Source organism: Nocardiopsis sp. NPDC058631 (genome assembly GCF_042716955.1).
Lineage (GTDB): Bacteria > Actinomycetota > Actinomycetes > Streptosporangiales > Streptosporangiaceae > Nocardiopsis.
The window spans coordinates 1-19742 of the sequence record NZ_JBHXQY010000066.1; the positions used below are offsets into that span (position 1 = coordinate 1).

At 71.4% G+C, this 19742-nt stretch carries 16 protein-coding genes; 1 reads left to right on the plus strand and 15 read right to left on the minus strand.

The window, feature by feature from the left end; translation table 11 throughout:
• Window positions 1–128 precede the first annotated feature (128 nt).
• The 15 genes from ACFWTE_RS20565 to ACFWTE_RS20635 form a co-directional block, all read right to left on the minus strand.
• Window positions 129–1817: a hypothetical protein gene (locus ACFWTE_RS20565; protein WP_378781229.1), complete on the minus strand. Its 1689-nt coding sequence runs from the start codon at window positions 1815–1817 to the stop codon at window positions 129–131.
• Between the two features lie 71 nt (window positions 1818–1888).
• Entirely contained in the window at window positions 1889–2764 is an 876-nt protein-coding gene (locus ACFWTE_RS20570) for a DivIVA domain-containing protein (protein WP_378781230.1), read from the minus strand.
• Window positions 2765–2898: 134 nt separating this feature from the next.
• Window positions 2899–3186, minus strand: coding sequence for a YggT family protein (locus tag ACFWTE_RS20575; RefSeq protein ID WP_378781231.1), 288 nt, complete (start codon window positions 3184–3186; stop codon window positions 2899–2901).
• 39 nt (window positions 3187–3225) lie between these two features.
• A complete protein-coding gene (locus ACFWTE_RS20580; protein ID WP_378781233.1) occupies window positions 3226–3753 on the minus strand; it encodes a cell division protein SepF in 528 nt (175 codons plus the stop codon).
• 136 nt (window positions 3754–3889) lie between these two features.
• The gene (locus ACFWTE_RS20585) at window positions 3890–4618 is read right to left on the minus strand and encodes a YggS family pyridoxal phosphate-dependent enzyme (RefSeq protein ID WP_378781234.1); all 729 of its coding nucleotides are present in this window, start codon (window positions 4616–4618) and stop codon (window positions 3890–3892) included.
• Window positions 4619–4773: 155 nt separating this feature from the next.
• A complete protein-coding gene (pgeF, locus tag ACFWTE_RS20590; protein WP_378781235.1) occupies window positions 4774–5493 on the minus strand; it encodes a peptidoglycan editing factor PgeF in 720 nt (239 codons plus the stop codon).
• A gap of 136 nt (window positions 5494–5629) precedes the next feature.
• Window positions 5630–7099 carry a cell division protein FtsZ gene (gene ftsZ, locus ACFWTE_RS20595; protein WP_378781236.1) on the minus strand — a complete coding sequence of 490 codons (1470 nt, stop codon included), beginning with the start codon at window positions 7097–7099 and terminating at the stop codon, window positions 5630–5632.
• A gap of 508 nt (window positions 7100–7607) precedes the next feature.
• Window positions 7608–8336 (minus strand): cell division protein FtsQ/DivIB, encoded by a 729-nt coding sequence (locus tag ACFWTE_RS20600; protein WP_378781237.1) that lies wholly within the window; start codon window positions 8334–8336, stop codon window positions 7608–7610.
• Window positions 8337–8362: 26 nt separating this feature from the next.
• Complete coding sequence (murC, locus tag ACFWTE_RS20605) at window positions 8363–9829, minus strand: UDP-N-acetylmuramate--L-alanine ligase (protein ID WP_378781238.1); 1467 nt, start codon at window positions 9827–9829, stop codon at window positions 8363–8365.
• The gene (gene murG, locus ACFWTE_RS20610) at window positions 9826–10986 is read right to left on the minus strand and encodes an undecaprenyldiphospho-muramoylpentapeptide beta-N-acetylglucosaminyltransferase (RefSeq protein WP_378781239.1); all 1161 of its coding nucleotides are present in this window, start codon (window positions 10984–10986) and stop codon (window positions 9826–9828) included. The genes murC and murG overlap by 4 nt, the downstream gene beginning before the upstream one ends.
• Window positions 10983–12410 (minus strand): putative lipid II flippase FtsW, encoded by a 1428-nt coding sequence (gene ftsW / locus ACFWTE_RS20615; RefSeq protein WP_378781240.1) that lies wholly within the window; start codon window positions 12408–12410, stop codon window positions 10983–10985. The genes murG and ftsW overlap by 4 nt, the downstream gene beginning before the upstream one ends.
• 164 nt (window positions 12411–12574) lie before the next feature.
• Window positions 12575–14047, minus strand: coding sequence for a UDP-N-acetylmuramoyl-L-alanine--D-glutamate ligase (gene murD, locus ACFWTE_RS20620; RefSeq protein ID WP_378781241.1), 1473 nt, complete (start codon window positions 14045–14047; stop codon window positions 12575–12577).
• 5 nt (window positions 14048–14052) lie between these two features.
• Complete coding sequence (gene mraY / locus ACFWTE_RS20625) at window positions 14053–15126, minus strand: phospho-N-acetylmuramoyl-pentapeptide-transferase (protein ID WP_267945821.1); 1074 nt, start codon at window positions 15124–15126, stop codon at window positions 14053–14055.
• The gene (gene murF, locus ACFWTE_RS20630; RefSeq protein ID WP_378781242.1) at window positions 15123–16571 is read right to left on the minus strand and encodes a UDP-N-acetylmuramoyl-tripeptide--D-alanyl-D-alanine ligase; all 1449 of its coding nucleotides are present in this window, start codon (window positions 16569–16571) and stop codon (window positions 15123–15125) included. Before murF ends, mraY begins: the two co-directional genes overlap by 4 nt.
• 372 nt (window positions 16572–16943) lie before the next feature.
• Complete coding sequence (locus ACFWTE_RS20635) at window positions 16944–18611, minus strand: UDP-N-acetylmuramoyl-L-alanyl-D-glutamate--2,6-diaminopimelate ligase (RefSeq protein WP_378781243.1); 1668 nt, start codon at window positions 18609–18611, stop codon at window positions 16944–16946.
• A 191-nt stretch (window positions 18612–18802) separates the two neighbouring features.
• Between ACFWTE_RS20635 and mmuM the strand changes: the two genes are divergently transcribed.
• A complete protein-coding gene (mmuM, locus tag ACFWTE_RS20640; RefSeq protein ID WP_378781245.1) occupies window positions 18803–19732 on the plus strand; it encodes a homocysteine S-methyltransferase in 930 nt (309 codons plus the stop codon).
• Window positions 19733–19742: the final 10 nt, after the last annotated feature.

Sequence of the window (19742 nt, forward strand, 5' to 3'; positions counted from 1 at the left end):
ATTTCCAAGCACACGCCGGAAAAGGTGGGCTAGTAGTGTCAGGTGGGCTGGGTTTTGTTTATAAGACACAGCACCGCGACGGGGCGCCGCTCCTTCGAGGAGCGGCGCCCGTTCGTGTGCGGCAGGGGTCAGTGGACCCTGTCCGAGTCCTTGTCGTCGTCGAGGTCGGGCTCCTCCTTGAGGAGAGCAGTGCGGGAGACAGTGTGGTCGTCCTCGGCGTCCCAGGTCTCCTCCGGCCGCACGGCCGCCCTGGCCTCGGCGGTACCGCCCTTCGGCTCCTCCGCCCCGTCACCGCCGTCCTGCGGCCCCGAACGGGCGAACACGGCGGTGGTGTCGGGGGCCGCGGTACCGCTGTCGGCAAGGACGCCGTCCTCGTCGTCCCGGTCGGGGCGCTCCGCGACCGCGCCGCCGTCCTCGGGCTGCGGGAGCCGGTAGGTGAACGCGGAGGTCCGGCCGCTGTCCTCAGCGTGCGCGTCGTCGCCCGCCCCGGCGGCCTCCTCGGCCTCGGCGCTCCGGTCCGGTACCCGGTAGACGAAGGCGGGGGCCTCCTCGGAGGCGTTCTCGTCGGCGACGGCGTCCTGGGCCACGGTGTCCTCGGGCTCCGGAACGGTGCCGCGCGTGTCCGCCTCGGCCTCCGTGTCCGTGCCTGTGTCCGTGTCGACGACGGCCGCATCGGTGTCCGCCGAGGATGCCCGGTCCGCCCCGCAGGAGTCGTGTTCCAGCTCTTCCCCGGGTTCGCCGGCGCCGTCCGCCCGGGTGTCCGGGGCGTCGGCGGCGGTCGCGTCGGCCGGGACCGCGGGTTCCACGCCGCTGTCGGCCGCGGTGGCGACGTGGGCCTCGGGTTCGTCCCCGTCGGGGTGGGCGCCGGTCTCCGGGTCCTCCACGGCGGGCTCGGCCTCCGAGGCCGCTGCGGCGTCCACGGGGGCTCCCCCACCGTCCTCGGACGGGTGCACGGCCTCTTCTGTGTCCGGTGCGAAGGCCTCCGTGCCGTCGTCCACCCGGTCGTCCGAATCCGCCTCACGGGGAATCCGGTAGGCGAACGCCCCGGTGTCCGCGAACCCGGTGTCCGGGACGTCCTCGGCGGCGACCGCGGCCGCAGGGACGGATTCGTCCTCGAAAGGCGGGGTCTGGCCGGGGATGCTGTAGGAGAAGGGGGTGGCGACCGGCTCGCTCTCGTCCTCCCACGCGCTGCGGGGGGAGGTGTGGGACGGGGTCCTCTCGTCCTCACCGGTACCGTACGGGTCCCCGGACATGTCGTCCGTGTCAGCGGCTGCGGGGACAGGTCCTTCGAACGTCCGCTCCTCGGACGCGGGGACGGGGCTGCCGTCCTCCGCAGGGGAGTTCCAGCGGGCGGCGGTCTCGGCGGCCCCCTGGGGCGCTGTGTCCGGTTCCGGCCACTCGTGGGCGGTGGGGGTCTGCCAGCGCGGGACGTCGTACTCCGGTTCCCCGTGCCCGGAGTCGTCGGCGGCCGGGGCCGTCCAGGCGGGAGTGTCGGCGGGGGCTTCCCGTACCGGCCCGCGGGCCGGTACGGGAACGCGCTCGGAGTGCTCCGTTTCGACGTGGGTGCCCGTCGCGGTCGCCGCCGTCATGGCGGCGCCGGTCGGGACGGACGACTTCCCCAAACCGTCCGTTCCGGGGCGACCCGGCCTGCTCTCAACGAGGCGTCCCTGGATGGCGCTCCCCAGAAGAAGGAGGACGCTGGCGCCGGCCAGTCCGAGTGCGATGTACACCAGGGTGGTCTCGGCGAACACCAGGGCAGCCGCGATGACGGCGATGGCCGCCAGCACCGCCACGGTTGCGAGGATGCTAAGGATCACGGGTCGACCAGGGCCTTTACACGTGTGGTATCCGGAGTCTTCAGTTGTTCGGAGCCGAAAGCCGCTGGTGGTCAGCGACGCTCGTGCGGAGCCTCACCCGGGTGGAAGCCACCGTGCTGGGCGGGTTCGGGCTGACCGAACGGGTTACCGCCGGGGCCGTGCTGGAGAGCAGGCGTGCCGCCGGTCGGGGGTGCCATCGTCTGGAAGCCGCCCGTGGTGTTCGGGTTCGGCTCGACGGGCTTGCCCTCTTCGTTGAGCTCGCGCAGCTGACGCTCGAAGTAGTCCTTCAGGCGGCTGCGGTACTCACGCTCGAAGTCCTTGAGCACGTTGACCTTGTGCTCCAGCTCCTCGCGCTGCTGCACCAGGCTGCCCATGACCTGACGGTGGCGCTCCTGCGCGTCGCGGTCGAGGTTCTCCGACCGGGCACGGGCCTCACCGATGATCTGGTCCGCCTGGCGGCGGGCCTTGCCGAGGATGTCCTCGGACTCGTGGCGAGCGCGGCCGAGGGTCTCGTCCGCCTCCCGGCGGGCGTCGGAGATCGCCTGGTCGGCGGTCTGCTGGGCGAGGGCGAGGACGCGGGCGGCCGTGTCCATGTTCTCCTCACCGCCCATCCCCATGTTCGCCCCGGTCATCTGCATCTGCTGCTGCTGGACGGGGGGCTGCGGCTCGACGGCCTGCGGCTGCTGGACGGGCTCCGGGCGCATCTGCTCGTGCTGCTCCGGCGCCTGGTCCTGGGGCTGCTGGAAGTCCTGCATACCGGCGTTGGGCACCTTGCCCCGCAGGCACTCGGCCAGCTTGCCGCGCAGTTCCTCGTTCTCCTGGATCAGGCGGTCGAGCTCGGACTCGACCTCGTCGAGAAAGGCGTCGACCTCCTCTTCGTCGTACCCGGGTCGGAGCCGGGTCGTACTGAACTGCTTGTTCCGCACATCGGCGGGTGTCAGCGGCATGTTCGTCTCCTTGGCGCGCTTGGAGTCTGTCCGTAGGGACGCTACCCGATCGTGACCTTACGGCAATCCAGATCATGACCAAGACCACATAGCGGAGCCTGGGCCTTGTTGCTTGCCCCTGCTCCCCTCCCCTGCTAGGCGAGGCTCCCGATGAGAGCCATCAAGATCCACACGATGATGAAGAGGACCAGCACACTCAGGTCGAGTGCGATGCCCCCCAGCCTCACCGGCTTGATGAACCGCCGCAGGAACCTCAGTGGCGGGTCGGTGATGGTGTACACGATCTCCGCGAGGACGAGGACGAACCCGGTGGGCCGCCATGTCCGGGCGAAGGACTGCACCATCTCCAGGACCACCCTCGCGATCAGCACGAAAACGAACAGCTGGAGCACGAAAAGCAGCACTGTGACGACGATACTCACGGTCGTTCCCCGACCCAATCTCTGGACAAATGTGATGGTCTAGCTCTGATTGAAGAACCCTCGCTCGGCGATCCGGGCCTTGTCTTCGGCGGTGACCTCGACATTGGCCGGTGACAGCAGGAACACCTTGTTGGTCACGCGTTCGATACTGCCATGCAGACCGAAGATCAGACCAGCCGCGAAGTCGACGAGACGCTTGGCGTCGCTGTCGACCATCTCGGTCAGGTTCATGATCACCGGTGTGCCCTCCCGAAAGTGCTCTCCGATCGTACGCGCCTCGTTGTAGGTGCGTGGATGGAGCGTGGTGATCCGAGCGAGGTCGGCGGTTGAGGATGTCGTGGTCGTTCCACCGCGTCGTTCACCTGTACCCAGGTAGGCGCCGGTGTCCGTCACTGCACTGCCTCGTGTTTCCTCGCCCCGTGGAGTGTCGGCATCGCGGTCGCGCTGCTCTTCCACGGCCTCGTCGAAATCGTCGAACTCATCATATTCGTCCGCATAGCGGTGGTCGTAACGGTCGTCCTCCACGAGGCCGAGGTAGACCGCCATCTTGCGCATCGCGCCGGCCATCTCATGTCCTCCGTCGTCCCCGCGGCCTTCACCGCAGCCGACTCCTCCGTACTGGGCCGTCGTCCCCGTGTCCCACGGGGTGGGGCGCCCTTTCGGGCGAACTCCACAGACGGGTTCCAAGGTCTATGTGGGGACATTACCCCACGATCGGTCCCCGGTTGCCGAGCAACGCCGTACCGAGTCGCAGGTGTGTCGCACCCCGCCCGATCGCCGCTTCGAGGTCTGCGCTCATCCCCGCCGAGATCACCGTCGCCCGAGGATAACGATCACGAACACGTCCCGCCACCTCACGGAGTCGGGCGAAGGCGGCGGACGGGTCGCCCTCGCGGGGGGCCACCGCCATCACACCACCCAGGGTGAGCGCCTCGTGCTCCTCGATGTCGGCGGCGAGCGCGAGCGCGTCCTCCGGGTCGACTCCCCCGCGCGGTCCGATGACACCGGCCCGGGAGTCGTTGTCGAGGTTGACCTGGACGAGGCAGGTGAGGCCGCGTCCGGCGGCCACCGCCCTGTCCCCCAGCGCGCGGGCCAGCCTGGCCCGGTCGACCGAGTGGACGACGTCGGCGTAGGAGGCCACGGAGCGCGCCTTGTTGGTCTGCAACTGTCCGACGAAGTGCCAGGTCAAACCGAGGTCAGCGGTCTCGGCGGCCTTCGGGGCCGCTTCCTGGTCCCGATTCTCGCCGACGTCGCGGACACCGAGGGAGGCGAGAATCCGCACATCGTCGGCCGGATAGGTCTTGGTAACGGCGACCAGCGAAACCTCGTCGGGGCTGCGACCGGCCTGCTCACAGGCCTGCTCGATCCTGGCCCGCACAGCGGTGAGGTTGGCGCGGACCTGCTCGACGCGAGCCGGGTCGACGTGTGACACGGTGATCCTTCTCTTTCCCGGTCGGGTGGATCCCAGGATTCGGACGTGAATCGTGGGAGGCATGGTGCCAACGTAGCGGGCACGGCACTGCGGGGAGGGGACACCCGCACAGTGGCCCCGGTGTTCCCGGACACCCTCCCGCAGGTCGGCGACGGTCAGGTGCGCCAGAGGAAGGAGGCGAACCGTCCGGTCGGCGCACCCCCGCGGTGGGAGAACAGCTCCGGGCTCTCCAGGGTGCAGCGGCCGTCGGCCGTGATGTCGGTGACCCCCGCCCGCCGCAGCTGGGCGGTGACGGCGGCGAGCATGTCCACACCGGGGGTGCCCCGGCGCGTGGTGGAGACCGCCTCGGGGGTGTCCCTGGCCGTCTCGGCCTGCAGTCCCGGGGGGACCTCGTAGCACTTTCCGCAGATGGCCGGGCCGAGGAACACGGTGACGCGGTCCGCGCGGGCCCCCTGGGCGAGCATCGAGGCGACGAGGTTGGCTGCCACCCCGTTCGCCGTACCGAGGCGGCCCGAGTGCGCCGCCCCCAGAACCCCCGCGGCCCCGTCTGCGGCCAGGACCGGCAGGCAGTCGGCTGCCATCGATGCGAGGACCAGGTCGGGCCGGGTCGTGACGACACCGTCGCAGGTACCGACTCCGCCGGGCGCGTCCGCGACGAGCACGTCAGCGCTGTGCACCTGGTTCATCCACACGACCCGGTCGATGTCGAACCCCAGGCCCTCCGCGGCGATCCGCCGGTTGGCGAGCACCGGCTCCCGCGCGTCCCCCGAACCCAACCCCAGGTTGAGCGAGTCGTAGGGCGGGGCGCTCACCCCGCCGTGCCGTTCCGTGACGGCGGCACGCACACCGTGCCCCAGGTCGATGACGTTGCCCATCCGTGTGACCGCGGTCCCTCCCTCGGCCCACCGGGGAGGGCCGGCGCGGCCGGCGCACGCTTCCCCGGGGGCGGCGACGGCCCCGCCGCATGGGTCGGGGCCGCTGACACGTCGATGGTACCGGGGCGGTGGTCCGCTACTTCAGGAACTCCGGCACGTCCAGGTCGTCCGGGTCGTCGAAGATGACCCGGCGCCGCGGCGTGGGCACGTCCCCGCGCCGCTCGGCGGTGGAGTCCGAGACGGCCTGGATGTGGCTGGTCTGGGCCTCCTCCCGCTGCACGGGCTCCTCCTCCCGCTCTGCTGCTGCCTGCTGCTCCTCCGCCGGGGCGGACGTCTCGTAGGAGGAGTAGGAGGACGAGCCGTGGGCCGGGGTCTCCGAGCGCGGCTGCTCGACCGGGTCCTGTTCCTGGCGGGCGGGCTCAGGTTCCACCGGGTACTGGACCGGCGGCATCTGCGGCGGCGTCGCCTCAGGCTCGGGCCGGGCCGGGCGGGACGGCGTGATCCACGGCATGGAGGAGGTGGCCGACGCCCCGCTCGCGTCCGCGGAGGAGGTCGCCCGGGCGGGCTGTTGCTCCCTGCGGGACGGTACGCCTGCCTTGGGGGGGAGGGCCTCAGGAGGGTCCACGGGCTGGCGTTCCCGCACCACCGGACCGGTGACCTCGGGCTCGTCGAACCCCGCCGCGATGACGGTGACCCTCACCTCGTCGCCCAGGGCGTCGTCGATGACGGCGCCGAAGATGATGTTGGCATCGGGTGCCGCCGAGTTCGCGACGAGCTGCGCGGCCTCGTTGATCTCGAACAGGCCCAGGTCGGAGCCGCCCTGGATGGACAGCAGCACACCGTGGGCACCGTCGATGCTCGCTTCGAGCAGCGGCGAGGAGATGGCCATTTCCGCGGCGGCGACCGCCCGGTCGTCCCCCCGTGCGGAGCCGATACCCATCAGCGCCGATCCCGCGCCGGACATGACCGACTTGACATCGGCGAAGTCCAGGTTGATGAGACCCGGTGTGGTGATCAGGTCGGTGATGCCCTGCACACCGGAGAGCAGGACCTGGTCCGCTGCCTTGAAGGCGTCCAGCACGCTGACCTGGCGGTCGGAGATCGACAGCAGCCGGTCGTTGGGAATCACGATGAGCGTGTCGACCTCCTCGCGGAGCATCGCGATGCCCGCCTCGGCCTGGGTCGCACGCCGCTTGCCCTCGAAGCCGAAGGGGCGGGTGACCACACCGATGGTGAGGGCTCCCAGTGAGCGGGCGATGTTGGCGACGACGGGAGCGCCCCCGGTTCCGGTGCCACCGCCCTCACCAGCGGTGACGAAGACCATGTCGGCCCCCTTGAGGACCTCCTCGATCTCCTCCCGGTGATCCTCGGCCGCCTGGCGGCCGACATCGGGGTTGGCTCCCGCTCCCAGTCCGCGAGTGAGTTCTCGTCCGACGTCGAGCTTGACGTCGGCGTCACTCATCAGCAGCGCCTGGGCATCGGTATTGATGGCGATGAACTCGACGCCTTTGAGCCCCTCTTCGATCATTCGGTTGACGGCGTTGACACCGCCGCCGCCGATGCCGACGACTTTGATGACCGCGAGGTAGTTCTGCGGTGCTGCCACGACGAGGGGCCTTTCCGCTCGCATACGCCGTACCGTCAACGCCTCCGGTGACTCTCGTCCACCCGGATACGCCTCCGGACCGGCATCCGGTTCTACAGTGTGCGTTTCGGGTCCCCGCGACGGCGTCCTCGACGCGGTTGTCCGGGGACCCGGGGTCACCGGAGCCGTTGCGTTCCTGCCCGGGGAGGGCTGGCGCGATCCGCTGTAGGAGCGGAGCAAAACGGTTCCTGTGTACCCCTGAAAGCGTGTTTTGCTACTTTGTTGACGTTGGCTGTGCTTCCCGACAGTAAGCGGACCGCCGACCACGGGCAACCGATGACGAGGTCAGCCTAACGGCGTATAACGCAAGGAAGCGATGTGCGCACCCGGCGCGTCGCGTCTGGAATGTCCCCGCCGGGTGCCCGTACATCCGTCCGGGACCCCCTCCCGGACCCCCGGCGCTCCCCGCCGGGCGGCGGATCGACTTTCCGTGCCACGCCTCTCCCTTTTCCTGGAACTGGGTACTCCTTCACCGAACGATGGCCAGATCAGGGGTTCCGACGTCGTAGACACGCCCATCCTGCGGCGGGTGCTCGCGCAGGAGCACCCGAAGGACGGCGCTCTTGTCCGCGGTGCCCTCCGGAGTCCCCCACTCCACGAGGGCGCCGTTGCCGAGCGCGATGGTGATCGCATCGGTGTCGGTGGCGTCGATGAGCTGGATCTGGGCGATCAGCGAGTCCGGTGCGGCCTCCACGATGTCGGCCGCCGCCCGGACCGCGTCGTTTTCCTCGATCTCCCCGGTGACGCGGACCACCGGGTGGGTGCCGGGACGGGTGCGCGAGTCCTCGATGCGCACGCCGTCGCCGTCCACGAGCCGGTACTCCTCCCCCACCCGGATGGCCAGCAGGGGTCGGCGCTCGACCACCTCGACCTCCAGGGTCGCGGGCCAGCCGCGCCGCACCGTGGCCTCCTCCACCAGGGAGAGGGACTCGGCGCGGTCGCGGCTCTGTTCGAGGTCGACCCGGACCAGGGGGGTGCCGGTGGCCACGTCCACGGCGGCCACCACGTCCTGCGAGGGCACACGGTCCAGCCCGGTGACCGCGACGTCGCGGACCACGAGCAGGCGGGAGCCGAGCAGCACCCAGGCGACCACGCACACCAGCGCGACCACCAGCAGCGCCGCGAAGGCGAACTTCCACGGATCGGATCCGCTCCGTGGTGCGGCCTCGTCCGCTGCCCCGCCCTGGTCCGCGCTCACCCGTGTCCTCTTCTTCTCTCCTGCGCCTACGGACGTCCCGCCGACCCGTCGGCGGCCTCGGCGATCGCGTCGACGATGCGCGGACCCAGCTCGGTGACGTCGCCCGCACCCATGGTGAGGACGATGTCGCCGGGTCGGACCAACCCCACCACCGTCCGCACGGCCTCCTCGCGCCCGGGTACGTACCGGGCCCGGTCGTGCGGTAGGCGGGAGGTGATCAGCTCACCGGTGACCCCGGGCTCGGGGTCCTCCCTGGCCGCGTAGACCTCCATCACCACGGCCTCGTCGGCGAGTCCCAGCGCGGTGGCGAACTCCTCGGCGAAGATGCGGGTGCGGCTGTACAGGTGCGGCTGGAAGAGGGCGACCACCCTGCCCCCGGACCGCGCACGCCCGGTCTCCTCCGCGTCCTCGGCGAACGAGTCCAGCGCGGCGCGGGTGGCCCGCAGGTCCGCCTCGATCTCGGTCGGGTGGTGGGCGTAGCTGTCGTAGACGGCGACGCCCCCGGCTTCGCCCTTGGGCTCGAAGCGGCGCGCCGCTCCCGCGAAGTCCGCGATGCCCTCCACCGCGACCTCCAGGTCGTGGCCGAGCTCGTCCGCCACCGCGACGGCCGCTGCGGCGTTGAGCACGTTGTGGCGCCCCGGCACTGCGAGCGTGCCGTCGATGGGCTCCCCGCCGGCGGCGCGGATCGTGAACTCGGTGGTGAAGCCGCGGGCGCGCACCCGTGTGATCCGGTAGTCGGCGTCCTCTGCCTCGCCGTACGTCAGGACCTTCCTGCCGCGTTCGCGGGCCAGTTCGGCGACCCGGCGGGCGCCCGGGTCGTCGACTCCGACGATCAGGGTGCGGCCGACGCGGTCGACGAACGACGCGAAGTTGGCGTGGATCTCCTCGATACCGCTGTAGTTGTCGAGGTGGTCGGCCTCGACGTTGGTGACCACGGCGATCTTCGGGGAGAGCATGAGGAAGGAGCCGTCGCTCTCGTCGGCCTCCACCGCGATGACCTCGCCCAGGCCGGCGTCGGCACCCAGTCCGGTGGTGACCAGCTTGCCGCCGATCACGTAGCCGGGTTCGACGCCCAGGTGCTGGAGCACCACCGTGACCATGGAGGTCGTGGTGGTCTTGCCGTGGGTCCCGGAGATCGCGATACCCTCGCGGCCCAGCAGCAGCGCGCCCAGTGCTGCGGCCCGGGGCAGGACGCGCAGGCCGCGGCTGCGTGCCTCGACCAGTTCGGGGTTGTCCTCGCGGATCGCCGAGGAGACCACCAGGGTCTCGGCGGCACCGAGGTTCGCGGCGGCGTGGCCCACGTGGACGTCGGCGCCCATCTGCTCCAGCTCGCGCAAGGTGTCGCTGTCGCGGGCGTCGCTGCCGGACACCTCCACCCCGGACTGGAGCAGGACGCGGGCGATGCCGGACATGCCCGCTCCGCCCAGACCGATGAAGTGGGTGCGGCCGAGCTTGTCGACGGGGACCGGTTCGGTCGGACGGACCAGGCTCATCGGGTGTCCTTCCCGTCGTCGTAGTACGCGTCCTCGCCGTCGTCCTCGACCAGCGGCATGTCCGGGGTGGGCCGGTCTCCCCGGGCGATGGCCATCACCTCGCGGGCCAGTGCCATGTCCGCGTCGCGGCGGCCCATCCGGGCCGCGGCCTCGGACATGGCCACGACACGGTCGGTGTCGGTGAGCAGCGGGATGAGCTGGTTGGCGATCCACTCGACGGAGATGTCCGCGTTGTGGACCATCAGTCCGCCGCCGGCCTGGACGATCGGCTCGGCGTTGAGGGCCTGTTCGCCGTTGCCGATGGCCAGCGGCACGAAGGCGCCGGGCAGGCCGACCGCGGTCAGCTCGGCGCAGGTCATCGCCCCGGACCTGCACATCGCGACGTCGGCTGCGGCGTAGGCCATGTCCATGCGGTCCACGTAGGGGACGGCCACGTAGGGCACGCCCGCCTGGGTCAGGTCCTGTGGTTCGTCGGCGTTCTTGGGGCCGACGACGTGCAGGACCTGGACGCCCCGGTCGCGGAAGGCGTCACGGGAGGCGAAGGCGGTCTCGTTGAGGCGCTGCGCGCCCTGGGAGCCGCCGAAGATCAGCAGGGTGGGGAGGTCCGGGCGCAGGCCGAAGTAGGTGCGGGCCTTGTCGCCCATGGCCAGCCGGTCGAGGGTGGTGATCTGCTGCCGCAGGGGGATGCCGATGAAGCGGCCGTTGCGGATCTGGGTGTGGGGGTGTCCGGTGAACACGTGCGGGGTCATGCGCGCGCCCAGCCGGTTGGCCAGCCCCGGGAGGGGGTTGGCCTCGTGCACGACGATGGGGATCTTGCGCCTGCGCGCGGCCAGGTAACCGGGTGTGGCCACGTAACCGCCGAAACCGACGATGACGTCCGCCTGCAACCTGTCCAGGTGTTCGCCCGCCGCGCTCAGCGCGCCCGCGAGCTTGCCCGGAACGCTGAGGAGCTGGGGGGTGAGCCTACGGGGCAGGGGGACCGCCGGGATCAGCCCCAGTTCGTAGCCGCGCATGGGTACCAGTCGGGTCTCCAGACCCCGTTCGGTTCCCAGGCAGAGAATCTCCGCGCCGGGGTCGATGCGTCGAAGCGCGTCCGCCAGGGAGAGCGCGGGCTCGATATGCCCGGCCGTGCCGCCTCCGGCTAGGGCTACCCTCATCGTTGCCGATTCCTCCTTGGCCGGTTCCCCGCCGGGACCGGTCCGTTCCTGTGCTTGGTCGTTGTCCTGCCGCCACGGGGTCCCGGAGTACGCGGGACCCGTCCTGTGGTGGCGCGCTTGGAGGTCGCTCCGCCCCGGTTGTTCATCGAGGCCACGAAGTTCTCCAGGCCCAGCCAGCTTAGAGCCCTTTGTACCTGACTGGGACCCCTGGCCTCCAAGGCCTTGGCGGCCTGCGGCTCGGTTTTGGCCAGTGCGAGGAGCACACCGAGGGCCACCATGGTGGTGATCAGCGACGAACCCCCGTAGGAGACCAGGGGAAGGGGGACTCCGGTGACGGGGAGCAGTCCGATGACCGCACCCACGTTGATCATGGCCTGCCCCATGAGCCAGGTGACGATCGCGAAGGCAGCCAGGCGCGGGAACGGCTCCTTGACGCGGGTGGCGACCCGGAGGCCCGCGTAGCCGAGCACGCCGAACAGGGCGAGCACCAGAAGGGTTCCGATCAGGCCGAACTCCTCCCCGATGATCGCGAACACGAAGTCGGACTCGGCGAAGGGCAGGAACCCCCACTTCTCACGGCTGGCGCCGATGCCGACCCCGAAGATCCCCCCGGTGCCGAGCGCGTACAGCCCGTGCAGCGACTGGTTGCCCGATCCGAGGGGGTCGGCTCCGGGGTCGAGGAAGGAGGTGACGCGCGCCATCCGGTAGGGCTCGATGGCGATGACGATCACGGCCAGCGCCAGGACCAGTCCGAACATGGTCACGAAGAGCTTGCCCGGCGCTCCCACCACCCACAGCAGCCCCAGGAACGTGATGAGGAAGACGAGGGCGGTGGACAGGTTGGAGCCGAGCAGGACCAGGAGCACCAGGAGTCCGCAACCGGGCAGCAGCGGGATGAGGAGGTGCCGCCACTCGGTGAGCTCGCGCAGCTCGTCCTTGCGGGCCAGGATGTTGGCGCCCCACAGGGCGAAGGACAGCTTGGCGGGTTCGGAGGGCTGGACGACCAGGCCGCCGACGTCCAGCCAGCGGGTGGCGCCGTTGACCTCCACGCCCTGGAAGACGGTGAGCAGCAGCAGGGCCACCGACAGGATCAAGGTGGGGTAGCCGATCAGGCGGAACAGCGTCTGGGGCATGTGCGAGGCCAAGATCATGAGGGGTAGACCCACGGCGGCCGAGACGAGCTGCTTCTGGAAGAGCGAGAACGAGGAGCCGGTCTCCGTGATGGACTTGACCATCGTGGAGGACAGCACCATGACCAGGCCGAGGGCGATCAGCAGGACCGCCGTGCCCAGGATCAGGTAGTAGGAGGTGAGGGGCCGGTCGAGGGACCTCGCCCACTCACGCCACAGGGCGCGTCCGCGCCCTCCGGCCGCCGCCCTCCCCTTGGCCCGGGCCAGCCCTGGAACCGCTGTCGTCGCCGCCATCCACACCCTCCGCACGATTCGCGCCTCAATACTGGCCTACGGGCGGGTAGGGAACCGTGGACATTTCCCGCGTGTTGGCCATCTTTGGCCGCAGGACGGGTGGCGGGGAGCACAGCGAAGGCCGCCCGCACGGACAATGTCACGTACGGACGGCATCCGACTACTCAGAGCAGACGGCTGACGGCCTCCGAGAAGAGGCGTCCGCGCTCGGGATAGTTGGTGAACATGTCCATGGAGGCGGCGGCCGGGGCCAGCAGCACCGTGTCGCCCGCCGCCGCCATGGCGGCGGCGGCGGCGACCACCGCGTCCATGACCGTGTGGCCCTCGGGCGCGTCGGCGGCGGGCCCCTCGATCTCGACCACGGGCACGGCGGGGGCGTGCTCGGCCAGGGCCTCGCGCAGCCGGGCGCGGTCCGCACCGATCAGCACGGCGCCCCGCAGCCGGCCTGCCGCCGTCGCGACCAGCTCGTCGACCGCGGCGCCCTTGAGCAGCCCGCCGGCGATCCACACCACGGAGGGGTAGGCCCCCAGGGACGCGGCCGCCGCGTGCGGGTTGGTCGCCTTGGAGTCGTCGACGTAGTCGACGCCTCCCGCCGAGGCCACGAAGGCGATGCGGTGGGGCTCGGGCTCGAACGCGGCCAGTCCGGCCCGCACCGACGCGGGAGCGACCCCGATGGAGCGCGCCAGCGCCGCCGCGGCCAGGGCGTTGGCGACGTTGTGCGGAGCGGCGGGGCGCACGTCGGCGAGCGTGGCGAGCTCCTCGGCGCTGCTGTGCGGTTCGGCGGCGAAGGCCCGGTCGACGAGCAGGTCCTCGACCACTCCGAGTTCCCCTGCCCTCGGGGTGTCCAGCCGGAATCCGACGAGCGGCGCGTGCGGGTCGCCGTCCTCCTCCGCCAGGCGGACCGACCACGTGTCGGCCGTGTTGACGACGCGGATCGTGCCGGGCGCGAACACCCTCCCCTTGGCCCGGGCGTAGGGGTCGAGCCCGCCGTGCCAGTCCAGGTGGTCGGGGGCCACGTTGAGGACGGCTGCGGCGTGCGGGCGCACGCTGCTGGACCAGTGCAGCTGGAAGCTGGACAGCTCCACGGCCAGGACGTCGTACACGTGGCCGTCGGCGTCGGGCAGGACCGCGTCGACGATCGGCGTGCCCACGTTGCCGACGGCGAGGGCGTCGCGGCCGTCCGCGCGGAGCACGGCCTCCAGCATCCGCACGGTCGTGGTCTTGCCGTTGGTCCCGGTGATGGCGAGCCACACCTGGTCGGCGGGCTTGAGGCGCCAGGCCAGCTCGACGTCACCGATGACCTCGATCCCGGCCTCGGCGGCCCTGACCAGCAACGGGGAGTCGGGGCGCCAGCCGGGCGAGGTGACGACCAGGTCGCAGCCCTCGGGCAGCGGTGTGTCGCCGAGGACCACCTCCGCCCCGGCTGCGGAGAGTGCGGCGGCGACCGGTCGGACGGTGTCGTCGTCGCGACCGTCCACGACGACCACGCGGGCCCCGCGGGCCAGGAGCGCCCTGGCGACCGGGGGCCCGGACACTCCCAGGCCGGCGACGCAGACCAGCCGCCCCTCCAGGTCGACCCCGCGCGGTGCGGGATCGGCGGCGGCGCTGTGCTGTGTGTCGGAAGCGTGGTGCGGCATGCCTTCTACCTTGGCATCCATTCGAGATAGAAGAGTCCGATGGCGATCGCCACGAACAGGCCCTGGATGATCCAGAAGCGGATCACGATGGTGGGTTCGGCCCACCCCTTGAGCTCGAAGTGGTGCTGGAGCGGCGCCATGCGGAACACGCGTTTGCCGGTGAGGCGGAACGACGTGATCTGGATCATCACCGACATGGTGATGATGACGAAGAGGCCGCCGATGAGCAGCAGCAGGAGCTGCGTGCGGGTGGTGATGGCCAGACCCACGATGAGGCCGCCCAGGGCCAGGGAGCCGGTGTCGCCCATGAAGATCTTGGCGGGCGGGGCGTTGAACCACAGGAAGCCGATGCACGCGCCGAGCGCGGCGGCGGCCACCACGGCCAGGTCCAGCGGGTCGCGGACCGTGTAGCAGCTGTCCGACAGGTAGGACACGCAGGACTGGCGCAGCTGCCAGTTGCCGATGATGACGTAGGCCACCAGGGACAGGATGGTCGCGCCGGTGGCGAGGCCGTCGAGTCCGTCGGTCAGGTTCACCGCGTTGGAGAAGCCGACGATGAGGAACAGCGCCCACAGGATGAACAGGCCCAGCATGAGCGGGGGCCCGAAGTCGCGCAGGAAGGACAGGCTGGGTGCGGCGGGGGTGTAGCCGTACCCGTTGGGGAACTGGGTGACCCCGTAGGCGAATCCGATACCGATGACGGCCTGGCCGACCATCTTCGCGCCGCTGCGCAGACCCAGGCTGCGGCGCTTGTAGATCTTGATGAAGTCGTCCAGGAAGCCGACACAGCCCATGCCGACGAACAGGAACATCACGAGCAGGCCCGACGCGGTCGGGCCGGTCGAGGAGGGCTGCACCAGCCACAGCACCAGGTGGGAGCCGAAGTAGCCCACCACCGCGCCGAGGATGACGACGATGCCGCCCATGGTGGGCGTGCCCTGCTTGGTCTTGTGGCCCTCGGGGCCGTCGTCGCGGACCTCCTGGCCGAACTTGAACCGGTACAGGAGTTTGATCAGCGGCGGCATCAACGCCATGGAGACGATGAGCGACAGGGCAGCCGCGATGGAGATGCCGATCACTGGACATCACCCTTGGTGATGAGGTCGATAACCCTTTCGAGCGCTGCCACCCGCGATCCCTTCACAATGACGACGTCTCCTGTGCGCATGCGTTCGCGCAGCGCCGCCGCGGCCGCCTCCGCGTCCGCGACCCGGATGCACTCACCCCGCCACTGCCCCTGCCGGGCAGCGCGTTCGGCGCCGACGGCGATGCCCTCGGCTGCCTCTCCGACCACGATCAGGTGGGACACGCCCGTCCGGGCTGCCAACTCGCCGATCTGCTCGTGTTCGGCCCCGCCGTCGGCCCCCAGCTCCGCCATGTGGGCGAGCACCGCGATGGACCGGCTCTTGCGGGCAAGCGCTTCCAGGGTGGTCAGCGCGGCCCGCATCGACTCGGGGTTGGCGTTGTAGGCGTCGTTGACGAGTGTGGCACCGTCGTGTTCGGTGACCTCCATCCGCCACCGGCTGACCTGGGTCGCGGCGCCGAGCGCGGCGGCGACGGCGTCGATGTCCATACCGAGTTCGTCGGCGACGGCGGCGGCGGCCAGGGCGTTGTGCACCTGGTGCGCGCCGACGAGCGCCAACCTCACCGGGGCGGTGCGTCCGCCCAGGTGGAGCGTGAAGGAGGGGGCACCGGAGTCCCGCAGGACCACGTCGGTGGCGCGCACGTGCGCGTCCTCGCCCTCTCCGTAGGTGACGACCCTGGCCCGGGTACGCGAGGCCATCGCGCTCACCCGCGGGTCGTCGGCGTTGAGGATCGCGACCCCGCCGGAGCCGCGGCCCTCCGCGCCGGGCGGCAGCGCCTCGACCAGCTCGCCCTTGGCCTTGGCGATGGTGTCGCGGTCGCCGAACTCGCCCATGTGGGCGCTGCCGACGTTGAGGACCACGCCGATCCGGGGCGGAGCCACCTCGCACAGGTGGGCGATGTGCCCGACCCCGCGCGCGGAGACCTCCAGGACCAGGTTGCGTGTGCCGGTGTCGGCCCGCAGCACGGTGAGCGGGTGGCCGATCTCGTTGTTGAAGGAGCCGGCCGGGGCGACGGTCGGGCCCAGCCCGCCGACGACCTGCGCGATGAGGTCCTTGGTGGTGGTCTTGCCGGAGGAACCGGTGACCGCGACGACCTCGGCCGTGTCCGATCCGCGCCGGACATCGCTGAGTTCTCCCGCCACGTACCGGGCGAGTCGGGCCAGGGCCGCGACGACTCCTTCGTCGCCTCCCCCCGCCAGCAGGTGCGGCGCGGCGACGGGACGGGAGGCCAGGACGGCCACCGCTCCGGCCGCGACCGCCGACTCGGCGAAGTCGTGTCCGTCGACGCGTTCCCCGTCCAGGGCGACGAAGAGCGCGCCTGGCGCTGCCTGCCGTGAGTCGATGACTACTGGGCCGTCGACGACGGCGTCGGGGCGCGCTGATCCGCCGATGGCGGTTTGGGTGATCTCAGCGATCCGATCGAGCGTGAGCGCGATCAAATCCACTCCTCATGTCAGGCCCGGCCCACGGCACCACAGAGGCTGTTGGCCACCGGCCGGAGTCAGGTCAGGGGATAGCACCGCGGGTGCCGTGCGCGCGGTGCCGCGCCGGCTCACCGGGGCCGCGTCGGCGGTCTACGCCATGGGCGCCACCGTGGGCGGTCGGGCTGCGATTGCCGGACCTACCTTAGAACACATTGCGGTGTCCGGGGTCCCGCCGGGGCCCGTGTGGAGCAATATGGTCCACTTCGTGACCGGCAGGGCTGCTGCGGCCACCGATCCGCGTGCCCCGGGCCGTGGGAACGCACGAGGGGCGCGGACATGGTCCGCGCCCCGTGTCCCAGACGGATGCCGCCCGGGAGTGTTGCGGGGTCATCCCTCGTCAGGTGCCCTGTGGATGTCCTGGAGGGCCACGCCCAGCCGTTCGCGGGAGCTCACGGCGAGGTGGTCCCCGATGGCCCGGCGCAGCACAGCGCGGTCGTCGAAGGGCAGGATCTCGCCCTTGACGTACTGACCGGTCTCGTGGCCCTTTCCAGCGACGACGATCACGTCGCCCGACCGGAGGCGGTCCACCGCGAGGCGGATGGCCTCGGCCCTGTCGAGTTCGACGGTGATACGCGCGCGCTGGTCCTCGGGGACCTTGATCACCCCTTCGAGCATCGCCGCGGCGATGGAGACGGGGTCCTCGGTGCGGGGGTTGTCGTTGGTGATGACCACCTGGTCCGCCAGGCGCGCGGCGGCCTCGCCCATGAGGGGGCGCTTGGCCCTGTCGCGGTCGCCCCCGCAGCCCACCACCATGGTCACGTCACCGTCGGTGGTGGCGCGGAGCGCGGTGAGGACGGCCTCGATGGCGCCGGGTTTGTGGGAGTAGTCGACGAGCGCGGTGAAGTCCTGGAACACACGGGGCACGTCGTCGACGACCACGGGCTCCATCCGGCCGGGGACCCCTGGCGCGGCGGCCACGCCCGCGATCGCGATCTCCAGCGGCAGGCCCGCCTCGACCAGGCCGATGATGGCGGCCATCGCGTTGGAGACGTTGAACGGTCCGGGCAGGCCGACGGAGGCGTCCGCCTCCATGCCGCCCGGGCCGACGATGCGGAACGTGCTGCCCGTGGCCCCCAGGACGACGTCCACGGCCCGCCAGTCGGCCTCCATGGCCGTGGCCGGGTCGGCGTCGGTGCAGCCGTCCACGGCGAAGGTGGTGACGGGGATCCTCCCGTCGGCCTGCACCATGTCCACGAGGGCGCGGCCGAACCGGTCGTCGGCGTTGATGACCGCGATGTCGCAGTACTCAGGGCTGAACAGGCGCGCCTTCGTGTCGAAGTAGTCGCGCAGGTCCGAGTGGAAGTCCAGGTGGTCCTGGGACAGGTTCGTGAAGATCGCGACGTCGTAGCGGGTACCGCCGACCCGGCCCAGCGCGAGGGCGTGGCTGGAGACCTCCATGGCTGCGGCGGTGACGCCCTCCTCGCGCATGAGCGCGAACAGCCCGTGCAGGTCCGTGGCCTCGGGGGTGGTGAGGGACGACACGACCCGCTCGTCCCGGACGCGCATCTCCACGGTGCCGACGAGGCCGGTGCTCATCCCGGCCCGGCGCAGACCGGACTCGACCAGGTAGGTGACGGTGGTCTTGCCGCTGGTACCGGTGGTGCCGATCAGCAGGAGGTCCTGCGCGGGGTCCTTGAAGACCCAGGAGGCCGCCGTACCGAGCGCGGCGCGCGCGTCGGGCACGACGATCACGGGCAGGCCCGCCTCCGAGGCGCGGGCGGCCCCGGCGGGGTCGGTGAGGATGGCGGCGGCTCCGGCCTGCGCCACCTGCGCGGAGAAGTCCGCGCCGTGGGCGCGGGTTCCGGGCAGGGCCGCGTAGAGGTCTCCGGGGCCCGCCTTCCGTGAGTCGTGGGTGATGCCGCGTACGTGCACCTCCCTGCCGGGCACCTCGGCCGGGTGGTCCGCGCCGAGGTCCGGGCGCAGGAGAGTGGCGTCCGGCCCGAGCAGCGCTGCGAGGGCGGACAGGGGACGAAGTGGCGTGTGTTCAGGTCGCATTACCGGTGGCACGTGTGGAGGTTAACCGGTGCGGACGACCGGTCGGTAATTTCCACGCTGCGTTCGGCGGGGATTCCCGGACGGGGCCGCGGACGGGTCGCGCGGGACCTCCCCCGCGCCGGTGACCGGCCGGTGTCCCCGGTGGCCCGTTCCCTGCCTACCCTGGTGGGAGATCGACGAGGGAGGTCGGTGTGGTCCGGACGGCACCCGGAGCGATCGGCGGACGCCCGCTGGTCCTCGACGGCGGGCTGGCGACCCGTCTGGAGTCCTACGGCTGCGACCTGGGCGGCGGGCTGTGGTCGGCGAGGACGCTGGCCGACGAGCCGGACCTGGTCCGCCGGGCGCACCGGGACTACTTCGAGGCGGGCGCCGACGTGGCGACCGCCGCCGGGTACCAGGCGAGCATCCCCGGGCTGACCGCCCGGGGTTTCACGCGGCGCGAGGCCGTCGGGCTGCTCGTCCGCTCCGTGGATCTGGCGCGGTCCGAGCGGGACGCGTTCGGATCGGGCCTGGTCGCGGCGGGGGTGGGCCCCTACGGGGCCGCCCGGGCGGACGGCTCCGAGTACACCGGTGACTACGACCTGGACGAGGACGGCCTTCACGCCTGGCACCGCGAGCGGTGGCGCGTGCTCGCCGGCGCGGGGGCCGACCTCATGGCCTGCGAGACGGTTCCCTCCCTGCCCGAGGCGCGGGCCCTGGCCCGGCTGCTCGACGAGGTCCCCGGCCCGCGCGCGTGGATCAGCTTCTCCTGCCGTGACGGCGAGCACCTCGGCGACGGCACCCCTCTGCGCCGCGCGGCCGCCGAGCTCGCACCGCTGCACGCCGCCGGGAGGCTCGTCGCCGTGGGCGTCAACTGCACCGCACCCCGCCACGTCCTGTCCCTGGTACGCGCGGTGGCCGAGGCGGGCCTGCCGGCGATCGCCTACCCCAACTCGGGCGAGAGCTGGGACGCGTCCCGCGGGAGGTGGACGGGCCTCAGCGAGCCCGGTGGGTTCGGTGAGGCCGCGGTGTCCTGGTACGAGGCGGGAGCGGTGCTCGTGGGCGGGTGCTGCCGCACCGGCCCCGAGCACGTCCGCTCCGTCCGCGCCCACCTGGACGGGCACCTGGGCACCGGGCCCTGACGGCACCGGT